Below are 25,081 nucleotides of genomic sequence, written 5' to 3'. Positions count from 1 at the left end.
CGGGACAAGAGCCCGAGGATAATGGCAGAGTCTATTAGGCGAAGGAGAAGCACAGGCGAACCTTGCCTTACTTCTGAATGACCTTCCAGTTCTTGTAGAATACCGAATTGCTGCCCTTTAGGACGACGCCCATGAAGGCGACGACGGCGGCGAAGAATCCCGGTACGTAGGACGGGCGCAGGATATCGACGAAGAGGCAATAGCGCGTCTGGTCGGTCTGGTTCACTGACTGGTGCATCAGCGTATCATCGAAGATGAAGAGCTTGTCGTCCTTCCAGTAACTGGTGGTGTCGCCGCACCAGATATAGGCCGAGCGGTCATTCATGTCGTTGATATTGTAGAGGACGCGGATCGTTGCGCGCATCGGCCCGAAGTGCTTCGACGTCGAATTCTTCTTGTTGAAGACCGAAACCCCGATCGTCTTCACGAAGTTGTACTTCTCGTAGAACGAAGGCACGTTGGCGAAGCTTGGCTGATCCTTGCCGTACCATTTGAAGAAGAACATGCTGCGCGATTGCTGCTCGGCGCGCTGCTGCAACTGGCCGACGATATTCTCCTTCTGAGTCGCCGTAATCAGGCGCTTCACCTCCGCCTGATAGTCGGAAGGCAGGTCCTGCAGGCGGTAAACGCCCTTGTTGATATAAGGGAGCGAGAGAAGGTCGAGAATGATATTCAGCGGCGAAAGAACCCAGGTGAAAATGCCGTTGCCGAAGAAATACTGCTCGATCACCTGCAAGTTGAGATTCTTGTTGCGCGACAAATCATAGATGCCGCAGATCAGATAGAAGATCACCAGATAGGGTACGAACCAGGCGATAATTGCCAGTACAACCAATCCGATACCCCAGCGCCTAAGCGACTTTTTCGTTGCTTTTTCCATGATGTTCCAGTTGAGCGCCATTATAGATTGGCCAACGGCGCGGCTTGTTGAGACAAATCGATCCTGCGCGATATACAACCGCCGACGCATTTTTAAAAGTAACGAACGGCGGTCAGGTATAGGCACCGGGGGTCGGCAGTCTGTCAAGCCTCTGGAAGGAATGGCAGGGCGCCCGGAAACGCCCTGCGGTTGCAATCAGCCGTTGACGAGGGCGAGAGCCGCCTCGGTATAGCGCTTGCCGGCAACGCGGTTGGGAGAGAGCGCATCACCGATCTTCGCAAGGTCCGCCGTGGACAATTCGATATCAGCCGCGGCGGCATTCTCCTCGAGGTGCTTGATCTTGCGTGCGCCCGGTATCGGTACGATGAAATCACCCTGGTGCAGCACCCAGGCAAGCGCGAGCTGCGCCGGGGTTACACCCTTGTCGCCAGCAAGGCCCTTCAGCGTGGCGATCAGCACCGCATTCGCATCCATGTTCTCGGCCTGGAAGCGCGGCAGTGTCCGCCGCCAGTCATCCGTTCCGAGTTCGTCGGGCTTGCTGATCGTGCCGGTCAGAAGGCCGCGCCCGAGCGGGCTATAGGGAACGAAGCCGATGCCCAACTCCTTGCACACGGCGAGAACCTCGTCCTCGGGATCGCGGCTCCACAGAGAATATTCGCTTTGTACAGCGGCGATGGGATGCACCTTGTGCGCACGGCGGATCGTGGCGGCGCTCGCTTCCGAAAGGCCAAGCGCCTTGACCTTGCCTTGTTTTACGAGGTCGGCCATTGCGCCCACCGTGTCTTCGATCGGGACGTTCGGATCGACGCGGTGCTGGTAGAAGAGATCGATCTGCTCAATGCCAAGGCGTCCGAGCGAGGCCTCCGCGACTGCTTTCACGTGCTCCGGCCGGCTGTCGACGCCGGCCATGCGCGCAGCGCCCACGCCTTCGTCTGAAATCTTGAAGCCGAATTTCGTGGCGATCACCACCTTGTCCCTGCGGTCCTTCAGCGCCTTGCCGACCAGAATCTCATTCTCGAACGGGCCGTAGACCTCGGCCGTATCGAAGAAGGTGACGCCGATATCCACTGCGTGCTGCAGCGTGCGGATTGCATCGGCTTCCTCCTGCCCGCCATAGGCGAAGCTCATGCCCATGCAGCCGAGACCGACGGCCGAGACGTTGAGTTCCGTTCCAAGTTTGCGTTTTTCCATCACTGATCTCCTTGTCTCGTGTGGTGAGTCGAAGATAAGGCCTGTCGGAGTGTTCGATAATTCCTTGTCGGTGGCACAGCTTGTTCGATATGGTAGATCAATGGAACGATCCCGCCTGCCGCAACTTGCCGTTTTCGCCAGCGTCGCCGCTTGCGGCGGTTTTCGCGTTGCCGCCAAGGAACTCGGCATAGCGCCATCCGCAGTAAGCCATGCCATCTCCAGTCTCGAACAGGCCCTGGGCGTCAGGTTGCTGGCTCGCACCACGCGCAGCGTCACCGTCACCGAGGAAGGCGCGCTGCTGTTGAAGCGGCTGCGCCCGGCGCTCGGCGAGATCGACCTCGCGTTCGATGCGGTCAAGGAAGCGAATAATCGCGTTGCCGGCAATCTGCGCCTCAGTGTTCCGCCCTTCGCGGCCCACTGGCTGCTTGCGCCGCGGCTCGCCGCCTTCAGCGCGGCCTATCCCGGTGTCACGCTGGAACTCAGGGTCGAGGAACCGTTCAATGATATCGTCGCCGCCGGACTTGATGCCGGTATGCGCCTTGGCGAAAGCCTCGAGCCCGACATGATCGCCGTACCGCTGAGCGGTCCGATCCATGCCAATATCGTCGGCGCGCCCGCCTACCTCGATGCGCATCCGCTGCCGTTGCATCCCCGCGATCTTGCCGCGCATCGCTGTATCCGCCGTCGCTTTGCAAGCGGTCAGGTCTATCGCTGGGAGTTTGAAAAGGATGGAGAGGAGATCGTCATCGATGTGAACGGCCCATTGATCCTTGGCGATGACGGCCTGGTTATCGCCGCCGCTCTTGGCGGTGCCGGGCTCGCTTTTCTCCTCCAGCATATGGCGCAGGATGCGATTGCCGACGGTCGGCTGCGCCGCGTCCTCGAAGATTGGTGCGCGCCATTTCCGGGCGTCTATCTTTACTATCCGAGCCGCCGGCAAATGCGCCCGGCGCTGCGCGCCTTCATTGATTTCTTTCGCTTTACGACCTAGAGCAGTGCTTCCATTCGCCGAAACAGGAGAAGCCGTCATGTTCCGCTGGGGTGTTTTATCAACTGCCAAGATCGGAGTGACAGCCGTCATTCCGGCAATTTGCGACGCGGAAAACGGTGTACTCGCCGGGATTGCCAGCCGCGATCTTGCCAGGGCGCGCGCGGTTGCCGATCGTTTTGGCGCGCCACATGCATTCGGCTCCTATGAGGATATGCTCGCGTCCAGCGAAATCGACGGCGTTTATATCCCACTGCCGACGTCCCAGCACGTCGAATGGTCGCTGAAAGCCGCCGAGGCCGGCAAGCACGTCCTGTGTGAGAAGCCCATTTCGCTCAATGCCGGTGAAATCGATGCGCTGCTGTCCGCGCGCGACAAGAATGCCGTTTTGATTTCGGAGGCCTTCATGGTCACCTATCATCCGCAATGGCTGAAGGTGCGAGAGCTTGTCGCCGACGGCGCCATCGGTACGCTGCGCCAGGTGCAGGCGGCATTCACCTATTTCAACAAGGACGCCAACAATATGCGCAATCAGGTGTCGCTCGGCGGCGGCGCCCTGCCCGATATCGGCGTCTATCCGACGGTCGCGACCCGATTCGTTACCGGCAAGGAGCCCTTGCGTGTCGCCGCGAGCGTCGAGCGCGATCCCGAATTCGGCACCGATCGCTTCGCGAGCGTCCGGGCGGATTTTGACGGGTTCGAACTCACGTTCTACGTCGCCACGCAACTCGCCGCCCGCCAGTCGATCGTATTCCACGGCGACAAGGGGTTTATCGAGGTCCTGGCGCCGTTCAACACCGGCAAATACGATCATGCCAAGATCACGCTGCATAATGCCAATCATAGCAGCGCGACCGAGTTCAACTTCAGCGATGTGAACCACTACCGTCTGGAGGTCGAGGCCTTCGCCCGCGCCGCCAAGGGTGGGAAGGCCCAAATCTTCACGCTGGAGGATTCGGTGCGCAACCAGAAGCTCATCGATGCGATCTACCGCGCCGATAAGAGCGGGGCCTGGGAAACGGTTTGAGATTTTGGCGACTTTCAATAAAAAACCGGCGGTCTCTCCGCCGGTTTTCATCTTTGCTTGCCGCTTGGGCCCGCGTTCTAATTTTTTGAGGCAACGGTAGTTGCTGGTTGCGCCATGTAGAACGCGTCCAGCTCTTTCTTCATTGGTCCCCGCGCCGCCTCCGTATAGTACGTCATGTGGCCACCCTCGAATAGTTTCACCGGTATGATTTTGTCGAGCTTGGCCTGTTTCAACGTTGACTCGCTACCGAAAAAAGGCGTCGACATGTCGTAGTAGCCATGAAGCACCAGCATCTTCAATTTGGGGTCGTGCGTGAGCGCCTGCGTTATTTCGACCACGCCGCCCGGGCTGCGTTTCATATTAAATTTACAGCCGCAATTTGTGAGGTATTTATCCTCGGCAAAATAATTGAGATATGTCGGCAATCTCGAACTGATGTGGTCGCCGAAAATCGTCTCTTCAAAGAGGTTAACGTCATAGTCATCCGCTTTCAACCGCGTGTCGTAGACCCCGCTGCCGAACCCAGGTACTTTGATGGATATATCGCCGTACTTCGTGAACGCTTCATCTGCCGTCATCGAAGGATCGCCAAAAATATTCCGCAGTTCGGTCAGTGTTGACTCCACCAAAGCAAGTACCTCAGGCGTCTTTGGCTTGTAGGCCAGCGGCTTGCCGCTCTTTCCTCCAGTTCCAGGTTCTTGAACCTTTTCGTTGTACTTCACATATGTAGGCGCGAAGCGTTCCTCGGAGAATTTGCGCAGATAGTCGGCATATTCTTCCAGGGTGCGTTTGCCGCGCCAGCTCTTCGCTGGACCCAGCAAATAATCGACCGTAAAGGCTCTGGTTGGTAAGGTTAGATAGCATCCACCGGACAAATTGAACAGGTCGCATGAACTCCCGTTCAGAAGCGGCGAGTTAAAGACCAGGCCCGTGAGCACCTTTGTCGGTCTGCCGGAAGGATCAGGCTCGTAAAGACTGATGCCAGCGTCTTCCATGAGCGCGCTGGCAAAGGCGATGCGCGAACCGCCCCAGGATTCGCCGTACAGATATTTGGGCGAACTCTGCCGGCTGTTCGTGTTGACGTAGCGTGCTACAAAGTCCCGAACTACAGCTGCGTCCGTGTCGGCGACGTAGAATTCTTCATTCTTGTGCGGCGCGATTGCTTTGGATAGCCCCGTGCCGACAGGGTCGACAAAGACAAGATCCGTATGGTCGAGCAGTGTCTCTGCATTGTCGATAAGCGGAAATTTCAGGTCCTTGGCAAGTTTTGGAATATTGGGCGTGTCTACTTTAAGGCGTTGCGGGGCCCATGAAGCAGTATGCAAATACACAGAGGAAGAACCGGGCCCACCGTTGAAGAAAAAAGTGACGGGACGGTTTTCAGGAGGCAGGTCGTCCCGCGTATAGGACATATAGAAAATCGCCGCCTGCGCGTCTTTCTTGTCTGGGTTTTTGGGGTCCTTCGGCGCAAAGGCGATATAGTGACCGGCCTTGGCGGTAAACCAGACCGTCTTGCCATTGATCGTCATCGAGTGGCGCATCGAGGATGGCGTTTCGTCGACCGGCGCCGTCGCGGTCGCAGGATGGTCCTTTTGATGGAATGCATAGTCCGCCGGAGCAATCAGCGCATAAGCCTCTTCGTCAAGCCCCGCTTCTTTCAGGACGCTTACGGCCTCGTAGGGCTTGCCCGCCTTCATCAATTCTGCGGCCTGCAGCCGGGCGGTGGCGCCGGGATCGACAGTTACGGACGGGGGAACCGGCTGCACTGGTTCGGTGACTTCAGGCACCACCTCTACAGTCGTTTCCGGCGCCACCGCTACCGGTGTTTGCGGCGTCACGGCTTGAGTGGTTTCTGGCAAAGCTGCTGCTTCAAAGGTGCCCGCCGAGGAAACTTCGACGGCGGGCGCCGCACTTGCCGGGGCCGGGTTATGGGAATTGTCGCAGGCAGCGAGGCCTAAAAGTGGAAAAAGGTAAAGTATTTTTAAGTTCATTTGAATTCCCCTATGAATGGGTGAATTCAGCAGATGAAATATGTGATGACAATTCGACCAAAGTCGCGATCTGAATGTTTTTTAGGCAAAAGAGTAAGCTATTTAGGGAAGGTTCTCTGACCTACCAATAGACCGCTGCGGGTGACATGGACTCGCGGGTCGCCGTCCGGCGTATAAAGGCTTGCAGCGCAAGCCTCGCAGTCGGCATCCTTGTCGGCGACAACCGGATGCGTCGCCTGCGTATTGATGAGTGACAGGATCTCAAGGTTGTTGGAGTTCCAGCGTCCCTATTGCTGGCCAATCTGCGGGACTGATCGCGGGCGGGTGCGAATATGCTCCTGCGGCTCAAGCGCCAGTTTGACGAGAATGTCGTCCGGCATCTTTTCGCCGCGCGCCGTAGCTGAACGTTTCGGCGCGCTGCATGCAAACCGGCGGTCGCGCCGCCGGTTTTCATCTTGTTTGCCGCTTAGGCCCAGATTCTAGTTTTGTGAGGCAACGGTCGTTGCTGGTTGCGCCATGTAGAACTCGTCCAGCGCTTTCTTCATCGGTCCCCGCGCCGCCTCCGTATAGTACATCATGTGCCCTCCCTCGAATACTTTCACTGGTACGATTTTGTCGAGCCCGGCATATTTCAATAGCGACTCGGTTTCCAGGAATGTCGTTACTATGTCGTAGTAGCCATGAATGACAAGCATCTTCAATTTGGGATCGAGCTTGAGTGCCTGCGCTATTTCAACGACACCGCCCCTCAAATGATCTTTATAACTGAACATACCGGCACCTTTGATGCCCCTGTCATCGATTGCGCAATCGCAAATATTTGTGAAATATTTATTTTCGTTGAAGTAATTGACGTATGCTGGAAGCATAGTACTGAGGTAATTACCGAAGATCGGCACTTCAAAGAGGTTTACGTCGTAATCGTCGGCTTTGGTTCGCATGTCGTAAAGGCCTCCGCCAAGTCCTGGGACTCTGACGGGTATATCGCCATAGTTCGAGAACGCTTCTTCCACCGTCAGGGAAGGATCGCCGAAAATATTCCGTAGTTCGGTCAATGTTGACTCCGCCAAAGCAAGTACCTCAGGAGTTTTAGGCTGATAAGCAAGCGGCAAGCCGCTCTTTCCTCCAGTTTTCGGTACTTTTTCCTTCTTGTTATACTGCACGAATGTGGGGGCGAAGCGTTCCGCGAAGAACACGCGCAGATAGTCGGCATATTCTTCCAGGGTGCGTTTGCCGCGCCAGCTCTTCGCTGGACCCAGAAAATAATCGACCGCCATGGCTTTGGTGGGCAAGGTCAAATAGCAATCGGGAATATTGAACAATTTGCATTCGTCGCCCGTTAGCGACGGCGAGTGAAAGACGATGCCGGTGAGCAGTTTCGTCGGTCGGCCGGAAAGATCGGGCTCGTAAAGACTGGTACCCGCGTCTTCTATGAGCGCGCCGGCATAGGCGACCCGCGATCCGCCCCAGGATTCCCCGTAAAGGTATTTGGGCGAACTCTGCCGGCTGTTCTTGCTGACATAGCGTGCAACAAAATCGCGAACTATCTCCGCGTCGGGAGTGGGGGCGTAGAATTCTTCTTTCTTGTGCGGAGCTATCGCTTCGGAAAAACCTGTGCCGACGGGGTCAACGAAGACCAGATCGGTCTGGTCGAGCAGCGTATCCGAAGTGTCGATAAGCGGAAATTTCAGGTCCTTCTTAAGTTTCGGAAGATTGGGCGTGTCCATTTTGAAGCGTTTCGGTGCCCACGAAGCAGCATGCAAAAACAGCGCGGGAAACCCTGGTCCACCATTGAAGAAGAAAGTGACGGGGCGGTTTTCAGGAGGCAGGTCATCCCGCGTATAGGACACATAGAAAATCGCAGCTTTCGCGTCTTTCTTGTCAGGATTTTTTGGGTCCTTCGGCGCATAGGCGATATAGTGACCGGCCTTGGCGGTAAACCAGACCGTCTTGCCATTGATCGTCATCGAGTGACGCATCGAGGATGGCGTTTCGTCGACCGGCGCCGTCGCGGTCGCAGGATGGTCCTTTTGGTGGAATGCATAATCCGCCGGTGCAATCAGTGCATAGGCTTCTTCGTCGAGACCCGCTCCCTTCAGAGCTTCCACGGCCTCGTAGGGCCTGCCTGCCTTCATCAATTCTGCGGCCTTCAGCCGAGCGGCGGCGCCTGGGTCGACCGTCACGTCCGGGGGGATCAGCGCCACCGGTGCAGCGGGTTCCGGCGAGACTGCTTCAGTGGTTTCTGGCGGCGCTGCCGGAGGCGATGCCTCAAAGGTTCCAGCCGAGGATACTTCGGCGGGAAGTGCTGCACCTGCCGGGGCCGGGTTATCGGAATTGTCGCAGGCAGCGAGGGCTAAAAGTGGAAAAAGGTAAAGTATTTTTAAGTTCATTTGAATTCCCCTATGAAAAGGCAAATTCAGCAGATGAAAACCGTGGTGACAATTGAACCAAAGTCGCGGTCTGGATGTTTTTTCAGCAAAAGCAGAGTTTATTTTGGGGGGAGGTACCTACCAATAGACCCCGCCGCGGGTCACATGGACTCGCGGTTCGCCGTCCGGCGTATAAAGGCTTGCAGCGCAGGCCTCGCAGTCGGCATCCTTGGCGGCGACGACCGGATGCGTCGCCTGCGTATTGATGAGTGACAGGATCTCAAGGTTGTTGGAGTTCCAGCGGCCATATTGCTGGCCAATCTGCGGGACTGATCGCGGGCGGGTGCGAATATGCTCCTGCGGCTCAAGCGCCAGTTTGATGAGAATGTCGTCCGGCATCCTTTCGCCGCGCGCCACAACGGCGCACGCATCCTTCAAGGCCAGCAGCCGTGCGACGCGGGCCTCGGTCAGCGGGTGCGTGCGCAGGACCGAGGGATCGGGGATACGCCCGCCCGGCAGGATCAGGCTTTCCCAAACCTTGCCTTGCGCCTTTTCGAGCTTCGTCAGCGCATGGGCGAGGCCTTCAGGATCGCCGGTGAGCATGGCGGCACCGAGATCGGCATTAAATTCGCGGGTACGCGAAAGCGCCATTTGCAGGAGGCCGCCGACCGTCGGAGCCACCAGCAGCACCAGTACCCCAAGCCAGGGTATCTGCGACGTCGATCCGCTGGCGAGCCAGGTAATATTGAATAGCAGCGAGACAATGCCGATCGTCGACATCAGCGACGTGAAGCGGGAGACGGTGTCGGCAAGCGCCATAACCCGCAAATCTTCATTGCGGATATGGCTTATTTCGTGGGCGAGAACGCCGGTAAGTTCGCGCGCGGTCAGGGTCCTGACCAACTGATCGGTTACAGCGACGACTGCCGTTTCTCTGGAGCCGACGGCAAAGGCATTCATCATCCTCGAGGGGATGACGTGGAGCTTCGGCACGGCTGCAAGTCCGGCCCGGCGGGCGAGTTCCTCGACGATTGCCAAACCTTGCGGAAATTCCGATTGGGTGACGGGCCGCGCCTTGTACATGGCAAGCACCATTTGCGGGCTGATGCGCCTGATCGCATAAAGGCTGATGCCGCCGAAGACGAGGGCATAGGCAATGCCTGCCGGCCCTGCCAGGGTCCAGGCACAGGCGATCAGCAGCGCAAGGCTGCCTGCGAGCAGCAGCCAGGTGTGCAGCAAGTTGATCAATTGGCTGCGGCGATGCTCGGGAATATGGGGATGAAGCGCGCTTTCGGTCATCCTCAAAATATGGGGTCATCGCCGGATTTGGGCAATAGAGCGCCCCAGACCGGTTTTTACGACTCTTTTGCAACAATCCCCCCGACAAATGCTGTAGCTTAGAACTTGCATGGCAAATTTACCCTTCTTATATAGCCCCCAACAATGTAAGTACCGCTCGCCTCGGCGGTCCCCTATTGTTGAAACCCCCTAGGGGCTGTTGAATGGAATGCTCGGCAGAGGTCCCAGCAGCCTGCTGAATGGAGATGAAGTAATGGCAAAAGTTATCGGTATTGATTTGGGAACGACCAATTCCTGCGTCGCCGTCATGGATGGCAAGAACGCGAAGGTCATTGAAAATGCGGAAGGCGCACGCACGACGCCATCCATCGTTGCATTTACGGATAGCGACGAACGCCTCGTTGGCCAGCCGGCCAAGCGCCAGGCTGTCACCAATCCGGAAGGCACCGTCTTTGCGGTCAAGCGCCTCATCGGCCGCCGCTTCGACGATCCGACCGTCGAAAAGGACAAGAAACTCGTCCCCTATCACATTGTGAAGGGCGACAATGGCGATGCCTGGGTTGAAGTCCATGGCAAGAAATATTCGCCGTCGCAGATTTCCGCGATGGTCCTGCAGAAGATGAAGGAAACCGCCGAAGCCTATCTCGGCGAAAAGGTCGAGAAAGCCGTCATCACGGTTCCGGCCTACTTCAACGATGCCCAGCGTCAGGCGACCAAGGATGCCGGCAAGATCGCCGGTCTCGAAGTCCTGCGCATCATCAACGAGCCGACTGCGGCCGCTCTCGCTTATGGGCTTGACAAGAAGGAAGGCAAGACGATTGCCGTATACGATCTTGGCGGCGGCACGTTCGACGTGTCGATTCTCGAGATCGGCGACGGCGTCTTCGAAGTGAAGTCGACCAATGGCGATACGTTCCTTGGCGGTGAAGATTTCGACATGCGTCTGGTCGAATATTTCGCAGCCGAGTTCAAGAAGGAACAGGGCATCGACCTGAAGAACGACAAGCTCGCGCTGCAGCGCCTCAAGGAAGCTGCCGAAAAGGCAAAGATCGAACTTTCCTCGGCACAGCAGACGGAAATCAACCTGCCGTTCATCACTGCCGATGCGACGGGTCCGAAGCATCTGACGATGAAGTTGTCGCGGGCCAAGTTCGAAAGCCTCGTCGACGATCTGGTCCAGCGCACTGTCGAGCCCTGCAAGTCGGCGCTCAAGGATGCCGGCCTCAAGGCTGGTGAGATCGATGAAGTGGTTCTCGTCGGCGGCATGACCCGCATGCCGAAGATCCAGGAAATCGTCAAAGCCTTCTTCGGCAAGGAGCCCCACAAGGGCGTCAATCCGGACGAAGTGGTCGCAATGGGCGCCGCCATTCAGGCCGGTGTTCTCCAGGGCGACGTCAAGGACGTGCTCCTGCTCGACGTCACGCCGCTTTCGCTCGGCATCGAGACGCTGGGCGGTGTTTTCACCCGTCTGATCGAGCGCAACACGACGATCCCGACGAAGAAGTCGCAGACTTTCTCCACGGCCGAGGACAATCAGTCCGCCGTGACGATCCGTGTCTTCCAGGGCGAGCGCGAAATGGCTGCCGACAACAAGGCGCTTGGCCAGTTCGATCTCGTTGGCATTCCGCCAGCGCCGCGCGGCGTTCCGCAGATCGAGGTCACGTTCGACATCGACGCTAACGGCATCGTCAATGTTTCGGCCAAGGACAAGGGCACCGGCAAGGAGCACCAGATCCGTATCCAGGCATCCGGTGGTCTCTCCGACGCTGACATCGAGAAGATGGTGAAGGACGCCGAAGCCAATGCCGAGAGCGACAAGAAGCGTCGCGAGGCTGTCGAGGCGAAGAACCAGGCGGAAGCTCTCGTCCATTCGACCGAAAAGTCGCTGAAGGACTATGGCGACAAGGTTTCGGCTGAGGACAAGGGCGCCATCGAGACCGCGCTTGCCGATCTGAAATCTGTAATCGAAGGCGATGACGCCGAAGTCATCAAGGCAAAGGCCCAGACTCTTGCCGAAGCTTCGATGAAGCTTGGCCAGGCAATGTACGAAGCCTCGCAGGCTGCGGAAGCAGCTGAAGGCGCCGCGGGCGCCGAGGCAACGGCCAAGGCCGACGACGATGTGGTCGACGCCGATTTCGAAGAGATCGACGAGGACGGCAAGAAGAAGTCTGCCTGACGCCTTCTAAAGAACACACGGAAAAGCCCGGCCATCGTGCCGGGCTTTTTGTTTGCCGGGTTAGACTTTCGCTCAATTGAGAGCCGAGGAAAATAGGACTATCACGCCTATTCAATCGGTTGAATTGCTACTGGGAGGGGCAATCGAACCGGTCCCGTATTTCGGACCCTTGCCCTCCAAGTTATTTCAGCAGGATTCATTGTTGAATCATTGGAGGAAAGTCATTTTGAAAAAGACATTTATCACCGCCCTTCTTGGGTGCACGATGCTCGCTGGCTGCAACAACGGCGACGACAAGGCCACCACCGGGAACGATCAGGGCACATTCGCTTCCCAGATCGAGACGCTGAACAACACCAACGCTGCACTGACAGCACAGGTCGGCGAACTTAAAGCTGCCAATCAAGGTGCCTCGGACGTTGCAGTCGGGTTGTCCGCGCTTGCTGTCGAGGTAAGCGCGCTGAAGGACGCCAACCTCAAGGCTTCGACTGAGATTGCCGGGTTGTCATCGGAGGTGGGTAACCTGCAAAAAGCGGACAAAGTCGCCGACGCTGCGACGAGTGCGCTTGCCGATCAGCTCAACGATCAAAAGAATACCAGTGAGAAAAATGCGAATTCGCTGGCCGAACTGGCTCGCCAGATCAGCGAACTGCAAGCAGGCGGCAAGATGACCACTGCGTCGCTCGCTGATCTTGCAAAGCAGATCGGCGATGTGAAGACGCAGCAATCGACCTCCGTGACGACGATCGCTGCCCTTTCCAAGCAACTCGATGACTTGAAGACTGGAACGGCAGCCACGACCACAAGCGTCAAAGAGTTGCAGGGCGCGCTGTCGTCGCTGTCGCAGATCGTCAAGACCGTGAAGCTTGAGACCATGCAGCCGCACATCGCGGATCTGCAGGCTGAACTCGGCAAGATACCGCCGACGATCGCGACGCTCGGCACGATGACCGACCGGATAGCGGCCGTAAAAGCCCTCACCGAAAAAGCCAACAAGCAGGAAATGTCGGCCGAAGATGTCGCCGCGATAGACGATCACCTAAAGGATCTTGCCAAGCTCGGTGACAATATTGCCAGCGAGAAAATCAGCATTGCCGACAGTCTTGCCAAAGGTGACGGCATCCTGAAATCCATCCGGGAACTGCCCGCAAACGCAACAGTCAACGACGTGGCCGGCATCGATGACAGTATCGGTGCATTGTTGTCGGCGCTCAAGAGCAATAGCAAGCCCCTGCAGGACCGCGTGGCAGGCTATGACAAGGGCATTGGCGACATCAAGATGAAGATCGGGGATCTTACCGGCCAGAACCTCGCGGAATACGTGAACACGATGCGCGGCGCCCAATCGAGCGGCGACTTCACCCGCGGCAACACGTTCCCCGCTACAGCAGTGCCGTTCGGGTTCAACATGTGGAGCCCCGTCAATCAGAGCGATTCAAACTGGTTTTATCAGTTCAAGACCGGGGAAAACGGCAGTCTGATCGACACCGTTCGGGCGTTCGCGGTCGTCCATGAGCCGAGTCCGTGGATCGGCAACAGGCAATCCCTGGGTATCATACCGATCGACAACGAAACGGTGACTAGCCTCGCCTCAGCAGCCCAGAAATTCGACCGCAAGAACGAGATCGCTCAGGCGCACTATTACAGCCTGATCTTTAACAATGGCACCAGGACCGAGATAACGCCGACCGACCACGCGGCTTATTTCCGCTTTAACGTCCCGGCGGATAAAAAGGTCGTAACTCTTCTCTTCGATACGTTGACCGCCAGCGGTGCGTTTTCATATGATTCGGCCACCGGTGCGATATCGGGCTATACGAACCACGGCTCGCCACAAATGTATTTCTACGCGGTATTCGATGCTCCCGTTACGAAATCAAAGACCGTATATGGAGACACGTCGTGGGTTCAGTTCGATACGACGGGTAATAAGTCGGTCGGCATGAGAATCGCCACGTCTTTCATTAGCGTGGATCAAGCCAAAGCCAATCTTGAGGACGAAATCGGCGGCAAATCCTTCGACCAGATCAAGGATCTCGCCGAGGCTGCATGGTTGAAAAAGCTTGGTCAAATACGCGTCAAGAATGCAACGGCTGACCAAAAGACGATTCTTTATTCCAATATGTATCGCGCATTCCTTTACCCCAACTCCGCTTGGGAAAAGGAAAAGGGGACCGGCAAGCCCATTTATATGAGCCCTTACACCAGCCCCTCGACGCAAAAGGATGGGAAGATCTGGGTCAATAACGGCTTCTGGGACACCTATCGGACGAACTGGCCGCTCTATTCGCTGCTGATACCGACGCAGGCCGGACAGATGATCGACGGCTTCGTCAATGGTTACAAGGATGGTGGCTGGGTCACCCGCTGGTCTGGACCAGGCTACAATGACAGCATGGTGGCCACGAGTTCGGATATCATCATCGCCGATGCCTATATGAAGGGCGTGCGCAATTTCGACGTCGACGCGGCGTATGCGTCGATGTTGCGGAATGCGACGACCTACAGCCCTGACAGCGCCAAGGGGCGCAAGGGCATGGATAAGTCCATTTTCTACGGCTACACGCCTAAGGAAGTGTACATCAACGATCCGGCTCCCGGCCACGTTGCATGGTCGCTGGAAGCCGACTTGAACGACTTCGGCATCGGCCAGATGGCGAAAGTGCTCAAGAAAGACGATGACTACGCCTATTTTTCCAACCGGGCGATCAACTACGCCAATCTGTTCGATGGGACGTCGACAGGAACGTGGGCGAACGGCTGGTTCCGCACCAAGGATCAAGCCGGCAACTGGGCCTCGGGACCAAGCACGCCCCAGAGCTGGGGTTACGGTTACACGGAAGGCAATGCATGGTCCTACGCCTTCCTGGCGCCGCAAGATGGCCAGGGTCTGGCCAATCTCTATGGCGGTCGTGACAAGCTGAAGGCCAAACTGGACAAGTTCTTTACGACTGCTCCGGGCATGGACGGCGGCAGCTACGGCTTTGCGATCCATGAGGTCAAGGAGGCCGCCAAGGTCCATGAACTTGCCAATGTCGGCGAATACCAGCATTCCAACCAGACGGTCCATCACTCCATCTACATGTACAATTTCGCAGGTTCTCCTTCGAGCGGACAAAAGTACCTGCGCGATGTCATGGACAAGCTCTACTTCTCCGGTTTCGACGCCAACGGCAATTCGACAGGTGAAGGCTATATTGGCGACGAGGACAATGGTGAGCAATCGTCGTGGTACCTGTTGAGTTCCATGGGCATCTATCCCGTCAGCATGGGACGCCCCGAATACGCGATCGGTGCGCCCTATTTCAAGGAAATGACGGTAACCCTGGAAAGCGGCAAGAAGATCGTGGTCAAAGCACCGAATGTCAGTTCTTCCAACCGCTACGTCCAAAGCATGAAGCTAAACGGCAAGGATCTTACACGTAACTACCTGTTGCATTCCGAACTTGTTGATGGCGCGACGCTCGACTTCGTCATGGGGCCTAACCCTTCCCAATGGGGTACCGGCACCAACGACCTCCCGACGTCGATCACCCAGGACAGCAAGGTTCCGAACCCGCTGAAATCGCTGTTGCCGGTCGGCAACTACGACGTCACCGCGAGTACAGCAGATAAAAAGGATGCCATTTTCGATCGTACTTCCGGCACCGCATGGACCAGTAAAGGCGCGGGCTGGATCGAGGCGGCGAAAAAAGCGCCGACAATGATCGATGCCGTATCGCTCTACACCCTGTCGTCATCGACTGATGCGACGAAGGACCCGACGGGATGGATACTGAAAGGTTCGAATGACGGTTTGGTGTGGGTGACGCTCGACACCCGCGAAGGCCAGGGCTTCGCGTGGCGCCGGCAGACCCGTCCGTTCGCGCTGAAGGCGCCGGCTTCCTACGCCAAGTATCGGCTGGAGTTCACCGGAACCAACGACGTCTCGATTGCAGAGCTCGAGTTGCTTGGCGCGACAGACGTTTCGGCCGCCCCGACGACCGCATCAAACTCAGTTCCGACGCCTCCCGTGGCACCCACGCCGCCCTCGACCTCTGGAGGCTCGACCTCGTCTGCCGGAGGCGCGGGTGGGGGGCTCGCCGATTCCGGAAAGCTCGACGGCCGGCCTCTCCGCTGATTTCAACGCGCCATTGCGACGCGGCGAAACTCTTGTGAATGAAACGAGACGAGCCCGGCCATTGCGCAGGGCTTTCTCGCCCTTGCGAAGAAAATCAAAAAGCAAGGGGGAGATCCCGCCACATTCCCGCGATAATCCGCGAATATGCGGCATTTCTTGCGAATCAATGTAAGTTGGCTATGGCATTCACGGCGGCGAACACCTAAATACCGGCATTAAACAAGCTTCTTGAAGAAGCGTACGCGATTTTCACGGAACGAGTGTCTGGATGAAGGCTGACTATTACGAAACCCTCGGCGTCACGAAAGGCGCTGATGAGAAAGAGCTCAAGAGCGCTTTCCGTAAGCTGGCAATGCAATTTCACCCCGACAAGAATCCGGGAGACGCAGCCGCCGAACACCGATTCAAGGAAATTGGCGAGGCCTACGAGACCCTGAAGGACCCTCAGAAGCGGGCAGCCTACGACCGCTTCGGTCATGCGGCCTTCGAGCATGGCGGCATGAATGGCGGTGGTGGCTTCGGCGGCGCCGGTGGTTTTGCCGATATTTTCGAAGATATTTTTGGCGAGATGATGGGCGGTGGACGCCAGCGCCGCTCCGGCGGGCGCGAGCGTGGCGCCGATTTGCGCTACAATATGGAGATCACACTCGAGGAAGCCTATACCGGCAAGACGGCGCAAATCCGCGTTCCAACCTCGATCACCTGCGACGAATGCTCGGGTACCGGTGCAAAAGTCGGCACGTCGCCCGTCACCTGCAGCACCTGCAGCGGTTCTGGCCGCGTGCGCGCTGCTCAAGGGTTCTTCTCGATCGAGCGCACCTGCCCGACATGCCATGGCCGTGGCCAGATCATCAAGGATCCATGCACCAAATGCTCGGGCCAGGGCCGCGTTACCGAAGAACGCGCGCTTTCCGTCAACATTCCAGCCGGCATCGAGGATGGCACCCGCATTCGCCTGACCGGCGAGGGCGAAGCCGGATTGCGCGGCGGACCGGCGGGCGATCTTTATATTTTCCTCTCGCTGAAGCCGCATGAGTTTTTCCAGCGCGACGGTGCCGATCTCTATTGCAAGGTGCCGATTTCGATGACGACCGCCGCGCTTGGCGGGCAGATCGAAGTTGCGACGCTGGACGGTACGCAGACGCGGGTCAAGATTCCCGATGGTACGCAAAATGCCAAGCAGTTCCGCCTTAAGGGCAAGGGCATGCCGGTGCTGCGCCAGCCTGCCATGGGCGATCTCTACATCCAGATGGCCATTGAAACGCCGCAGAATCTCAACAAGCGCCAGCGCGAGTTGCTCGAAGAGTTCGAGCGCATTTCATCGCAGGATAACAGCCCGCAATCGTCAGGCTTCTTTGCCCGCATGAAAGAGTTCTTCGAAAGTCTAAGCGAGTAGTTTTATTGGATCTTTTCCCGTTGGCGGCCTTGCTTCCGTCACGTGTTGCGGCATAAACTTGTCTAACTGCGACGGAGGATGAGCATGTCGAGACCTTTGGGGAAGAAACTGGCCGAGAAGTTCGGCGAGGAAATCCGGTTCTTCAAGGGTTGGATGCATGGTCCCAAGGCGGTGGGTTCGATTCTTCCAACGAGTTCGATCACTGCCCGGCGCATGGCGAGCGTCGTCAATCCGCATTCCGGGCTTCCCGTGCTCGAACTCGGCCCCGGCACAGGGGTAATCACCCGGGCTATTCTCAGTCGCGGCGTCGCCCCGGCCAACCTTTATAGCGTCGAATACTCGTCGGATTTTGCCGAGCATCTGCGCGAGGATTTCCCTGGCGTCAACATCATCGAAGGCGATGCGTTCGATCTCGACACCACGCTGGGCGAGAAGCGCGACCAGAAATTCGACAGCGTCATCTCGGCGGTTCCACTCTTGAATTTCCCCGTAAGTGACCGCGTTGCCATCGTCGAGGATCTGCTGCGGCGTATTCCGCACGGGCGGCCCGTCGTCCAGATTACCTATGGGCCGCTTTCGCCAGTGCCCGCTGGGCGCGGCAACTACAAGATTGAGCATCTCGATTTCATTATCCGCAACGTGCCGCCGGCACGGCTCTGGGTCTACCGCAGGGTCGATTGACTCCGCTTAATTGCCCTGCGCTGCCATTTCGATATAGAGGGTTTGAATGCTGCCGAAGATTCTGGTGTTCGCCGGGTCGAACCGTACGGGTGCCTACAGCAAGAAGGTAGCAAACGCTGCGGTCAAGACATTGGCCGAACTCGGCGCCGATGTGACGCTTATTGCGCTTTTCGATTATCCCCTGCCGTTGATGGATGAGGATCTCGAAGAGAAACAGGGAATTCCTGACAATGCCATGAAACTTGGCCGGCTCTTTGCGGCTCATGATGGCATGCTGATTGCCTCGCCCGAGTACAATTCTTCCATTCCGCCGCTTCTCAAGAATACCATCGACTGGGTCAGCCGTATTTCGAAGGATGGCGACAAGCCGCTCAGGCCCTATTCCGGCAAGGTCGTTGGACTTTGCTCTTCATCCGAGGGCAATTTCGGCGGTGCGCGCGGGCTCTATCATTTGCGGTCGGTCCTGATGAATGTCGGGACGCAGATCATCACGGAACAATGCTCGGTGATCCATGCCCATGAAGCCTTCGCCGAGGATGGATCGTTTCGCAACGAGCGCACGGCAAGTCGATGGAACGGGTCTGCCAATCGTTGATCGACCATACGCGCTTTGCCAAATCCCGCGCATAGTCGGCGTTTTGCGGCCGCTCGCGGCAATATCTGTTTTCAATCGGCTGCATCTGTGCCAATGGGATGCGATCAAACAAAAAGGGATGATTGTCATGACGGATGCGGCTTTGCGCGAGCGCCTGATCGTCGGCCTTGACGTGCCGACGCTCGACATCGCCGAAGAGGTGATCAGCGAACTCGGCGATACGGTTTCATACTACAAGATCGGCTATCAGCTCGCCTTCGCCGGCGGACTTGGTCTGGCCAGCGAACTTGCCCGTTCCGGCAAGAAAGTCTTTCTCGACATGAAACTTCTCGACATCGACAACACGGTGGCGAAGGCCGTTGAGAATATCGTCAAGATGGGCGTGTCGATGCTGACGCTGCATGCCTATCCGAAAGCCATGCGGGCCGCCGTCGAGGCAGCATGGGGATCCGACCTTTGCTTGCTCGGCGTGACAGTATTGACCTCGATGGACCAGCAGGATCTCGTCGATGCTGGCTATGAGCACGACCCGCACACGCTGGTGCTGATCCGGGCCGAACAGGCATTCAACGCCGGCATGGGCGGGATCGTTTGCGCGGCGCCGGAGGCCGAGGCTGTGCGCAAGGTCGTCGGCCCAAAGCTTGCCATCGTCACGCCGGGCATTCGCCCGGCAGGTTCCGCCGCAGGCGATCAGAAGCGTGTGATGACGCCGGCAGACGCCCTGCGCGCCGGGGCGAGCCACCTGGTGGTCAGCCGCCCGATTGTCGGTGCTCGGGATCGCCGTGCGGCAGCGGAAGAGATTCTGGCTGAAATGGCCAAGGTATAATCGGACTTCAAAGGAGCGAGAAAAATGCCCAAGGGATACTGGATCGCGCGGATGGATGTAAAAGACCCCGAACGCTACAAGGACTATATCGCCACAGCGAAACCCGCTTTCGAGAAATATGGCGCCAATTTCCTGGCGCGCGGCGGCGCCTATCACGTTCTCGAGGGGCAGGCGCGCGGACGCAATGTTGTCATCGAGTTTCCCTCACTCCAGGCCGCGCTCGATTGCTATAATTCCCCCGAATACCAGGCGGCCAAGGCTATCCGCCTGACAGTTGCCGAGGGTGAGATGCTGCTGGTCGAAGGCGCTGAAGCCGGCTAACTGCGGCTGCGCCTTTCGATGCGAACATTTTTCTGTTCTCTCATACCTTTGTTGCATTGCAATAGCGGCAAAACCAGCTACGGTCACTGACCCGTCAAGAACATTTTCATATGTGGGCGTCATTGTTCTTGAATTGCAGCTGTGGTGATTGATCGGAAAGTGGAATGTTTTACCAGCTTTATGAACTCAACCATGCCGCGCTTCAGCCTTATAGGGCTTTCGCCGACGCCACCAAGCTGTTCTACGATAATCCGCTCAATCCATTGTCCCAGACGGTAGTCGGCCGCTCCATCGCGGCGATGTGTGAACTCTTCGAGCGCACCACCCGTGCCTACGGCAAGCCGGCATTCGGCCTGCCTACCACGGTGGTTGAGGGAGTTGAGACCGACGTCAAAGAGAAGATCGTCTGGAAGAAGCCATTCTGCAACCTCATCCATTTCAAGCGTGCCCTGCCGGCAAAGCGTGCCGCCGATCCGAGGATTCTGATTGTCGCGCCCATGTCCGGCCACTATGCGACGCTGCTGCGCGGCACCGTCGAAGCGCTTTTGCCGCATGCCGAGGTCTACATCACCGATTGGGTGGACGCCCGCACCGTTTCGCTGACTGACGGCAAGTTCGATCTCGACGACTATATCGATTACGTCATCGAGATGTTCCATGCGTTGGGCGAAGATACGCACGTGGTGGCCGTATGTCAGCCATCCGTACCGGTGCTTGCCGCCGTTTCAGTCATGGAAGCCAATGGCGACCGTTTCGCGCCTTCGAGCATGACGCTGATGGGTGGGCCAATCGATACCCGCAAGAATCCTACGGTGGTCAACAAACTCGCCGAGGAAAAGGGCATCGACTGGTTCCGCGACAATGTCGTCATGTCGGTTCCCTGGCCGCATGCGGGCTTCATGCGTGAGGTCTATCCGGGTTTCCTGCAGCTTTCCGGCTTCATGAGCATGAATCTCGACCGCCATATCACGGCGCACAAGGAATTCTTCATGCATCTCGTGAAGGAGGATGGCGACTCGGCAGACAAGCACCGCGAATTCTACGATGAATATATGGCGGTGATGGATTTGACGGCCGAGTTCTACCTGCAGACCGTCGATACCGTATTCGTCCGTCACGCCCTGCCAAAGGGCGAGATGACCCACCGCGGCATCCTTGTCGATCCATCCGCCATTCGCAATGTGGCGCTGCTTACGGTGGAAGGCGAAAATGACGATATCTCCGGCGTAGGTCAGACCAAGGCAGCTCAGACCCTCTGCGTGAATATCCCCAAAGAGATGCGCATGCATTACCTGCAGCCGAAGGTTGGGCACTACGGCGTGTTCAACGGTTCGCGCTTCCGTGCCGAAATTGCACCACGAATCGTCAAATTCGTTAACGATTACGCACGCGTGAACCGCCGGACGAGCAACGTTACGCCGATCGGCAAGCGCGCGGCGGGCTAGAACCTTCGGTCTAGCCTCAGGCAGTGGAGACACAGATCGATTAGTCTGTTCCACGGAAAGAGTGCGAGAAATAATCGTTGTTTTTCAGTGGTTTGAGCGGCGGCTTCGGGCTTCGCCCACAAGGTATGTTGCTTCGGAAGTCATAGAGTTTCGCAGCAATTCCACGTCGGCGCATATCAATCGAACGTGGGGATAGGCGGCTTCTCAAATTTTAACCATATATTAACAATGGCAAGACCGTGGCGCCATTGTGATTGACTCATGTCCCGTCCGGCCATTAACGTTTTGTTAACGAAGGCTGCTGGTGTGGAGTAGGGCATGTTCGGAATGGGGCGGGTTTTGAAGTCGATGGGGATCGCGGCAGCGCTCTTCACGGCCGCATTTGGGGCAAACTCCGCCTCGGCGTCTGAAGCGTTCATGACCACCGGTGGCCTCACCTCACAACCAATCGGTCATTACGAGTTGTGCAAGCGTATGCCGGAAGAATGCTCGATCCGTAGCCGCAATATCATGCCCGAAAAGATGAGCCACGATTTCTGGCAGTTGATCGTCAACGTCAACAGCGACGTGAACCAGAAGATCAAACCGCTCACCGACAAGGAAATTTACGGGGTCGAGGAATACTGGGCCTATCCGGACAAGGTCGGCGATTGCGAAGACTATGTGCTCCTGAAGCGCCGCGACCTGATGCAGCAGGGCATCTCGCCCGCCAATCTACTGATCACCGTTGTCCGCAAGCCTGATGGCGAGGGTCATGCAGTCCTGACCGTTCGCACCGACAAGGGTGATTTCGTTCTCGATAACCTCGTTGACGGTGTGAAGAACTGGTCGGAGACCGAGTACACCTATCTGAAGCGCCAGGCGACCAACAATACCGGGCGCTGGGTCAGCATCGAAGCTCCTTCCAACATCCTCGTCGGCTCCGTCCAGTAACCGGGAGAGTCCGCGAAATTCGAACTGCCGGACCAAGGGTCCGGCAGTTTTCCTTTGCGCCGTCCTTTACCTAGGGTTCTCGCACCAGACAGGCGCGGCGGTCGCGCCTGATAAACGTCTCTCCGCATCGTTCGTGCAGGAGAAGGCGCTTCCTGGCCACCCTCAGCCATTCTGCCTCGATCTCACGCTGGCTCGCCCATCCTGTCGGCGGTCATGCGATAGGAGATTGCTTCGGCAAGGTGAACGCGCCCGACCGTTTCCTGGCCGTCTAGGTCGGCCAGCGTGCGCGCAACCTTCAGCACACGGTGATAGGCGCGGGCCGAGAATCGCATCTGCTCGCTTGCCTGGTACAGCAGCGCCATGCCGGAAGCATCGGGTGCGGCGACCGTTTCGATAAGCGCGACGGAGGAATGCGCATTCGTCGTGATCGAGGGAGCGCCGAGTTCTTCGTAGCGCCGCTTTTGAACGGCGCGCGCCCGTGCGACCCGCGCCGCCACTGTGACGCTCGCTTCCGACGCAGCCGGGCGGATGAGATCGCTCGCGCTCACTGAAGGCACGTCGATCCTGATGTCGATGCGGTCGAGCAGCGGCCCGGAAAGACGTGCCTGATAGTCCTGGCGGCAGCGCGGGCCACGCGCACATTGATGGCCGGGCTCGCCCGCCATGCCGCAACGGCAGGGATTCATCGCCGCTACCAGCTGGATCTGTGCCGGATAGACGATGCGGTGGTTGGCGCGCGCGATCAGACATTCGCCGGTTTCCAGCGGCTGGCGCAGCGAATCGAGTACCTGCGGCGTGAATTCCGGGAACTCATCGAGGAAGAGAACGCCGTGATGGGCGAGCGAGACCTCACCGGGCCGGGCACGGACGCCGCCTCCGACCATGGCCGCCATCGAGGCTGAGTGATGCGGCGCGCGGAACGGACGCCGGTCGGTAAGCTTGCCGCCGAGAAGTTCGCCTGCGATCGACGCGATCATCGACACATCCAGCAGTTCGCGCGGCAGAAGCGGCGGCAGGATTGACGGGAGCCGTTGTGCCAGCATGGATTTGCCGGAACCAGGCGGCCCGGCCATAAGGAGATTGTGCCCGCCAGCCGCCGCAACTTCGAGCGCGCGCCGGGCGCTTTCCTGTCCGCGGATGTCGGCAAGATCGGGCAGGCCGGTCGCGCTCGTCTGCATGGCCGGTTCGGGCCGGGAGAGAACCTGCGTGCCGCGAAAATGGTTGGCGAGGGCAATGAGGCTGCGCGGCGCAAGGATATCGATTTCGGGTCCTGCCCAGGCAGCCTCAGGTCCACACGGGGCCGGGCATATCAGCCCCCGGTCCTGGCGGTTGGCGGCGATGGCTGCGGGGAGAACCCCCGCCACATGCGTGATGGTGCCGTCGAGCGAGAGTTCGCCAAGGACGACATAGGATTGCAGGACATCGGCGGGGATGGCGCCGAGCCCGGCCATCAACCCTACGGCGATGGGAAGATCGTAGTGACTGCCTTCCTTGGGAAGGTCCGCGGGCGCGAGATTGACGGTCACCTTCTTCACCGGCATCGACAACCCGGATGCATGCAAGGCGGCTTGGACCCGCTCACGGCTTTCAGCGACAGCCTTATCCGGGAGGCCGACAATATGCATGCCCATCTTGCCGGGCGCGATCATGACCTGCACATCGACGGGCTGCGCATCGATACCCTGGAAGGCGACCGTCCGAATGCGGGTGACCATGATTTCGTCCTTGAAAATGCGGGCATGAAAAGAGCTGAGTGCAATAACGCAACATCAGCACATTTCATCCCACATCACAAGAACATTAAGTGAACGGTTCAGGCGGGGAGCCTTAATCGCGTTTGGCCTCGACCGCATCCCAGAACAGCGCGGCAATGTCGGCGCCGCCGAAACGCTTCACCTCGCGTACGCCCGTCGGGGAGGTCACATTGATCTCGGTCATGTAGTCGCCGATCACGTCGATGCCGACGAGAATAAAGCCGCGTTCACGCAAAGCCGGTCCGATGCGCGCGCAGATCTCGCGTTCGCGCTCGGTGAGTTCCGTTTTCTCAGCCCGGCCGCCGACATGCATGTTGGATCGCGCATCGCTATCCGACGGGACACGGTTGATTGCGCCCACGGGTTCGCCATCGATAAGAATGATGCGCTTGTCGCCGGCCCGCACGTCCTTCAGGTAGCGCTGGGCGATGATCGGCTCGCGGAACATCTGGCCGAACATTTCGAGCAGCGAGGTGAGATTGCGGTCACCATCGGCAAGGTGGAATACGCCGGCGCCGCCATTGCCATAGAGCGGCTTGAGGATGATGTCGCCGAACTCCTTGCGGAAGGCGACGATCTCCTGAGGATCCTTGGTGATCAGGGTCTCCGGCATCAAATCCGGAAACTCGGTGACGAAGATCTTTTCGGGACTGTTGCGCACCCAGGCGGGATCGTTGACAACGAGCGTCTGCGGATGGATGCGCTCGAGCATATGCGTTGTCGTGATGTAGTTCATGTCGAAGGGCGGATCCTGGCGGAGCAACACCACATCCATCTCCGACAGGTCGCGGCGGATCGGCTCACCAAGGGTGAAGTGGTCGCCTTCGACATCGCGGACGCTGAGGTCCTCGATACGCGCCGACACGACGCCGTCGCGCAGGCTGAGCCGGTCGGGCGTGTAGTGGAGGAGAACGTGGCCGCGCTTCTGCGCTTCAAGGCAAAGCGCGAAGGTCGTGTCGCCGCCGATCCGGATCGATTTGATATGGTCCATCTGGACCGCGACTTGGAGTACCATCGAACGTCCCCTAAACGAGCAGGAAATGCTCACATGGCGATGTCACGTTCGACGGTCAACGTCAATCCCATCAT

17 protein-coding genes and 1 pseudogene are annotated in these 25,081 nt (G+C 58.0%); 11 read left to right on the top strand and 7 right to left on the bottom strand.

The annotated features are described in order from the left end of the window. Positions 1-67: 67 nt before the first annotated feature. Complete coding sequence (locus BR48_RS0108380; protein ID WP_162737113.1) at positions 68-835, bottom strand: aspartyl/asparaginyl beta-hydroxylase domain-containing protein; 768 nt, start codon at positions 833-835, stop codon at positions 68-70. Between the two features lie 240 nt (positions 836-1,075). Beyond that, positions 1,076-2,071, bottom strand: a complete 996-nt coding sequence (locus tag BR48_RS0108375) for an aldo/keto reductase (RefSeq protein ID WP_027230880.1) — start codon at positions 2,069-2,071, stop codon at positions 1,076-1,078. Between the two features lie 100 nt (positions 2,072-2,171). Here BR48_RS0108375 and BR48_RS0108370 point away from each other — a divergent pair, with 100 nt between their 5' ends. Continuing rightward, entirely contained in the window at positions 2,172-3,062 is an 891-nt protein-coding gene (locus BR48_RS0108370) for a LysR family transcriptional regulator (protein ID WP_027230879.1), read from the top strand. Between the two features lie 37 nt (positions 3,063-3,099). Next, positions 3,100-4,086 (top strand): Gfo/Idh/MocA family oxidoreductase, encoded by a 987-nt coding sequence (locus tag BR48_RS0108365; RefSeq protein WP_027230878.1) that lies wholly within the window; start codon positions 3,100-3,102, stop codon positions 4,084-4,086. A 77-nt stretch (positions 4,087-4,163) separates the two neighbouring features. On the opposite strand, the gene BR48_RS0108360 is transcribed toward BR48_RS0108365, so the two are convergent. From BR48_RS0108360 to BR48_RS24150, 3 genes are all read right to left on the bottom strand, one after another. Continuing rightward, positions 4,164-6,077, bottom strand: coding sequence for a hypothetical protein (locus BR48_RS0108360; protein ID WP_051614694.1), 1,914 nt, complete (start codon positions 6,075-6,077; stop codon positions 4,164-4,166). Positions 6,078-6,556: 479 nt separating this feature from the next. Continuing rightward, a complete protein-coding gene (locus BR48_RS0108345; protein ID WP_051614692.1) occupies positions 6,557-8,467 on the bottom strand; it encodes a hypothetical protein in 1,911 nt (636 codons plus the stop codon). Positions 8,468-8,584: 117 nt separating this feature from the next. Beyond that, positions 8,585-9,745 (bottom strand): zinc metalloprotease HtpX, encoded by a 1,161-nt coding sequence (locus BR48_RS24150; RefSeq protein WP_051614690.1) that lies wholly within the window; start codon positions 9,743-9,745, stop codon positions 8,585-8,587. Positions 9,746-9,998: 253 nt separating this feature from the next. Between BR48_RS24150 and dnaK the strand changes: the two genes are divergently transcribed. The 9 genes and pseudogenes from dnaK (at position 9,999) to BR48_RS0108295 (ending at position 22,238) form a co-directional block, all read left to right on the top strand. After that, the gene (gene dnaK / locus BR48_RS0108335) at positions 9,999-11,921 is read left to right on the top strand and encodes a molecular chaperone DnaK (protein WP_027230875.1); all 1,923 of its coding nucleotides are present in this window, start codon (positions 9,999-10,001) and stop codon (positions 11,919-11,921) included. 226 nt (positions 11,922-12,147) lie between these two features. Further along, a complete protein-coding gene (locus tag BR48_RS24145; protein WP_197030337.1) occupies positions 12,148-16,041 on the top strand; it encodes a GH92 family glycosyl hydrolase in 3,894 nt (1,297 codons plus the stop codon). A 268-nt stretch (positions 16,042-16,309) separates the two neighbouring features. Continuing rightward, positions 16,310-17,437: a molecular chaperone DnaJ gene (dnaJ, locus tag BR48_RS0108325; RefSeq protein ID WP_027230874.1), complete on the top strand. Its 1,128-nt coding sequence runs from the start codon at positions 16,310-16,312 to the stop codon at positions 17,435-17,437. A gap of 84 nt (positions 17,438-17,521) precedes the next feature. Further along, a complete protein-coding gene (gene pmtA, locus BR48_RS0108320; protein WP_027230873.1) occupies positions 17,522-18,118 on the top strand; it encodes a phospholipid N-methyltransferase PmtA in 597 nt (198 codons plus the stop codon). Between the two features lie 46 nt (positions 18,119-18,164). Next, positions 18,165-18,748: pseudogene (locus tag BR48_RS24140) on the top strand (NAD(P)H-dependent oxidoreductase). Positions 18,749-18,840: 92 nt separating this feature from the next. Next, positions 18,841-19,539 (top strand): orotidine-5'-phosphate decarboxylase, encoded by a 699-nt coding sequence (pyrF, locus tag BR48_RS0108310; RefSeq protein WP_027230872.1) that lies wholly within the window; start codon positions 18,841-18,843, stop codon positions 19,537-19,539. A gap of 24 nt (positions 19,540-19,563) precedes the next feature. After that, entirely contained in the window at positions 19,564-19,860 is a 297-nt protein-coding gene (locus BR48_RS0108305) for a DUF1330 domain-containing protein (protein ID WP_027230871.1), read from the top strand. 164 nt (positions 19,861-20,024) lie between these two features. Next, complete coding sequence (locus tag BR48_RS0108300) at positions 20,025-21,305, top strand: polyhydroxyalkanoate depolymerase (RefSeq protein ID WP_027230870.1); 1,281 nt, start codon at positions 20,025-20,027, stop codon at positions 21,303-21,305. A 318-nt stretch (positions 21,306-21,623) separates the two neighbouring features. Next, the gene (locus BR48_RS0108295; protein WP_027230869.1) at positions 21,624-22,238 is read left to right on the top strand and encodes a transglutaminase-like cysteine peptidase; all 615 of its coding nucleotides are present in this window, start codon (positions 21,624-21,626) and stop codon (positions 22,236-22,238) included. A 182-nt stretch (positions 22,239-22,420) separates the two neighbouring features. On the opposite strand, the gene BR48_RS0108290 is transcribed toward BR48_RS0108295, so the two are convergent. Then, positions 22,421-23,953, bottom strand: coding sequence for a YifB family Mg chelatase-like AAA ATPase (locus tag BR48_RS0108290; protein ID WP_027230868.1), 1,533 nt, complete (start codon positions 23,951-23,953; stop codon positions 22,421-22,423). Between the two features lie 112 nt (positions 23,954-24,065). After that, positions 24,066-25,007 carry a glutathione synthase gene (gene gshB, locus BR48_RS0108285; protein ID WP_027230867.1) on the bottom strand — a complete coding sequence of 314 codons (942 nt, stop codon included), beginning with the start codon at positions 25,005-25,007 and terminating at the stop codon, positions 24,066-24,068. Positions 25,008-25,081: the final 74 nt, after the last annotated feature.

It is taken from the genome of Phyllobacterium sp. UNC302MFCol5.2 (genome assembly GCF_000686005.1).
In the GTDB taxonomy this organism is placed as follows: Bacteria; Pseudomonadota; Alphaproteobacteria; order Rhizobiales; family Rhizobiaceae; genus Phyllobacterium; species Phyllobacterium pellucidum.
The sequence above is the reverse complement of the archived record's forward strand: the minus strand, read 5'-3'. Positions and strand labels throughout refer to the sequence as shown.

Excerpts from the sequence above, each read along its gene's own strand:
- BR48_RS0108375 (WP_027230880.1), bottom strand. The coding sequence starts at position 2,071 with ATGGAAAAACGCAAACTTGGAACGGAACTCAACGTCTCGGCCGTCGGT.
- BR48_RS0108370 (WP_027230879.1), top strand. The coding sequence starts at position 2,172 with ATGGAACGATCCCGCCTGCCGCAACTTGCCGTTTTCGCCAGCGTCGCC.
- BR48_RS0108365 (WP_027230878.1), top strand. The coding sequence starts at position 3,100 with ATGTTCCGCTGGGGTGTTTTATCAACTGCCAAGATCGGAGTGACAGCC.
- BR48_RS0108360 (WP_051614694.1), bottom strand. The coding sequence starts at position 6,077 with ATGAACTTAAAAATACTTTACCTTTTTCCACTTTTAGGCCTCGCTGCC.
- BR48_RS0108345 (WP_051614692.1), bottom strand. The coding sequence starts at position 8,467 with ATGAACTTAAAAATACTTTACCTTTTTCCACTTTTAGCCCTCGCTGCC.
- BR48_RS24150 (WP_051614690.1), bottom strand. The coding sequence starts at position 9,745 with ATGACCGAAAGCGCGCTTCATCCCCATATTCCCGAGCATCGCCGCAGC.
- dnaK (WP_027230875.1), top strand. The coding sequence starts at position 9,999 with ATGGCAAAAGTTATCGGTATTGATTTGGGAACGACCAATTCCTGCGTC.
- dnaJ (WP_027230874.1), top strand. The coding sequence starts at position 16,310 with ATGAAGGCTGACTATTACGAAACCCTCGGCGTCACGAAAGGCGCTGAT.
- pmtA (WP_027230873.1), top strand. The coding sequence starts at position 17,522 with ATGTCGAGACCTTTGGGGAAGAAACTGGCCGAGAAGTTCGGCGAGGAA.
- pyrF (WP_027230872.1), top strand. The coding sequence starts at position 18,841 with ATGACGGATGCGGCTTTGCGCGAGCGCCTGATCGTCGGCCTTGACGTG.
- BR48_RS0108305 (WP_027230871.1), top strand. The coding sequence starts at position 19,564 with ATGCCCAAGGGATACTGGATCGCGCGGATGGATGTAAAAGACCCCGAA.
- BR48_RS0108300 (WP_027230870.1), top strand. The coding sequence starts at position 20,025 with ATGTTTTACCAGCTTTATGAACTCAACCATGCCGCGCTTCAGCCTTAT.
- BR48_RS0108295 (WP_027230869.1), top strand. The coding sequence starts at position 21,624 with ATGTTCGGAATGGGGCGGGTTTTGAAGTCGATGGGGATCGCGGCAGCG.
- BR48_RS0108290 (WP_027230868.1), bottom strand. The coding sequence starts at position 23,953 with ATGGTCACCCGCATTCGGACGGTCGCCTTCCAGGGTATCGATGCGCAG.
- gshB (WP_027230867.1), bottom strand. The coding sequence starts at position 25,007 with ATGGTACTCCAAGTCGCGGTCCAGATGGACCATATCAAATCGATCCGG.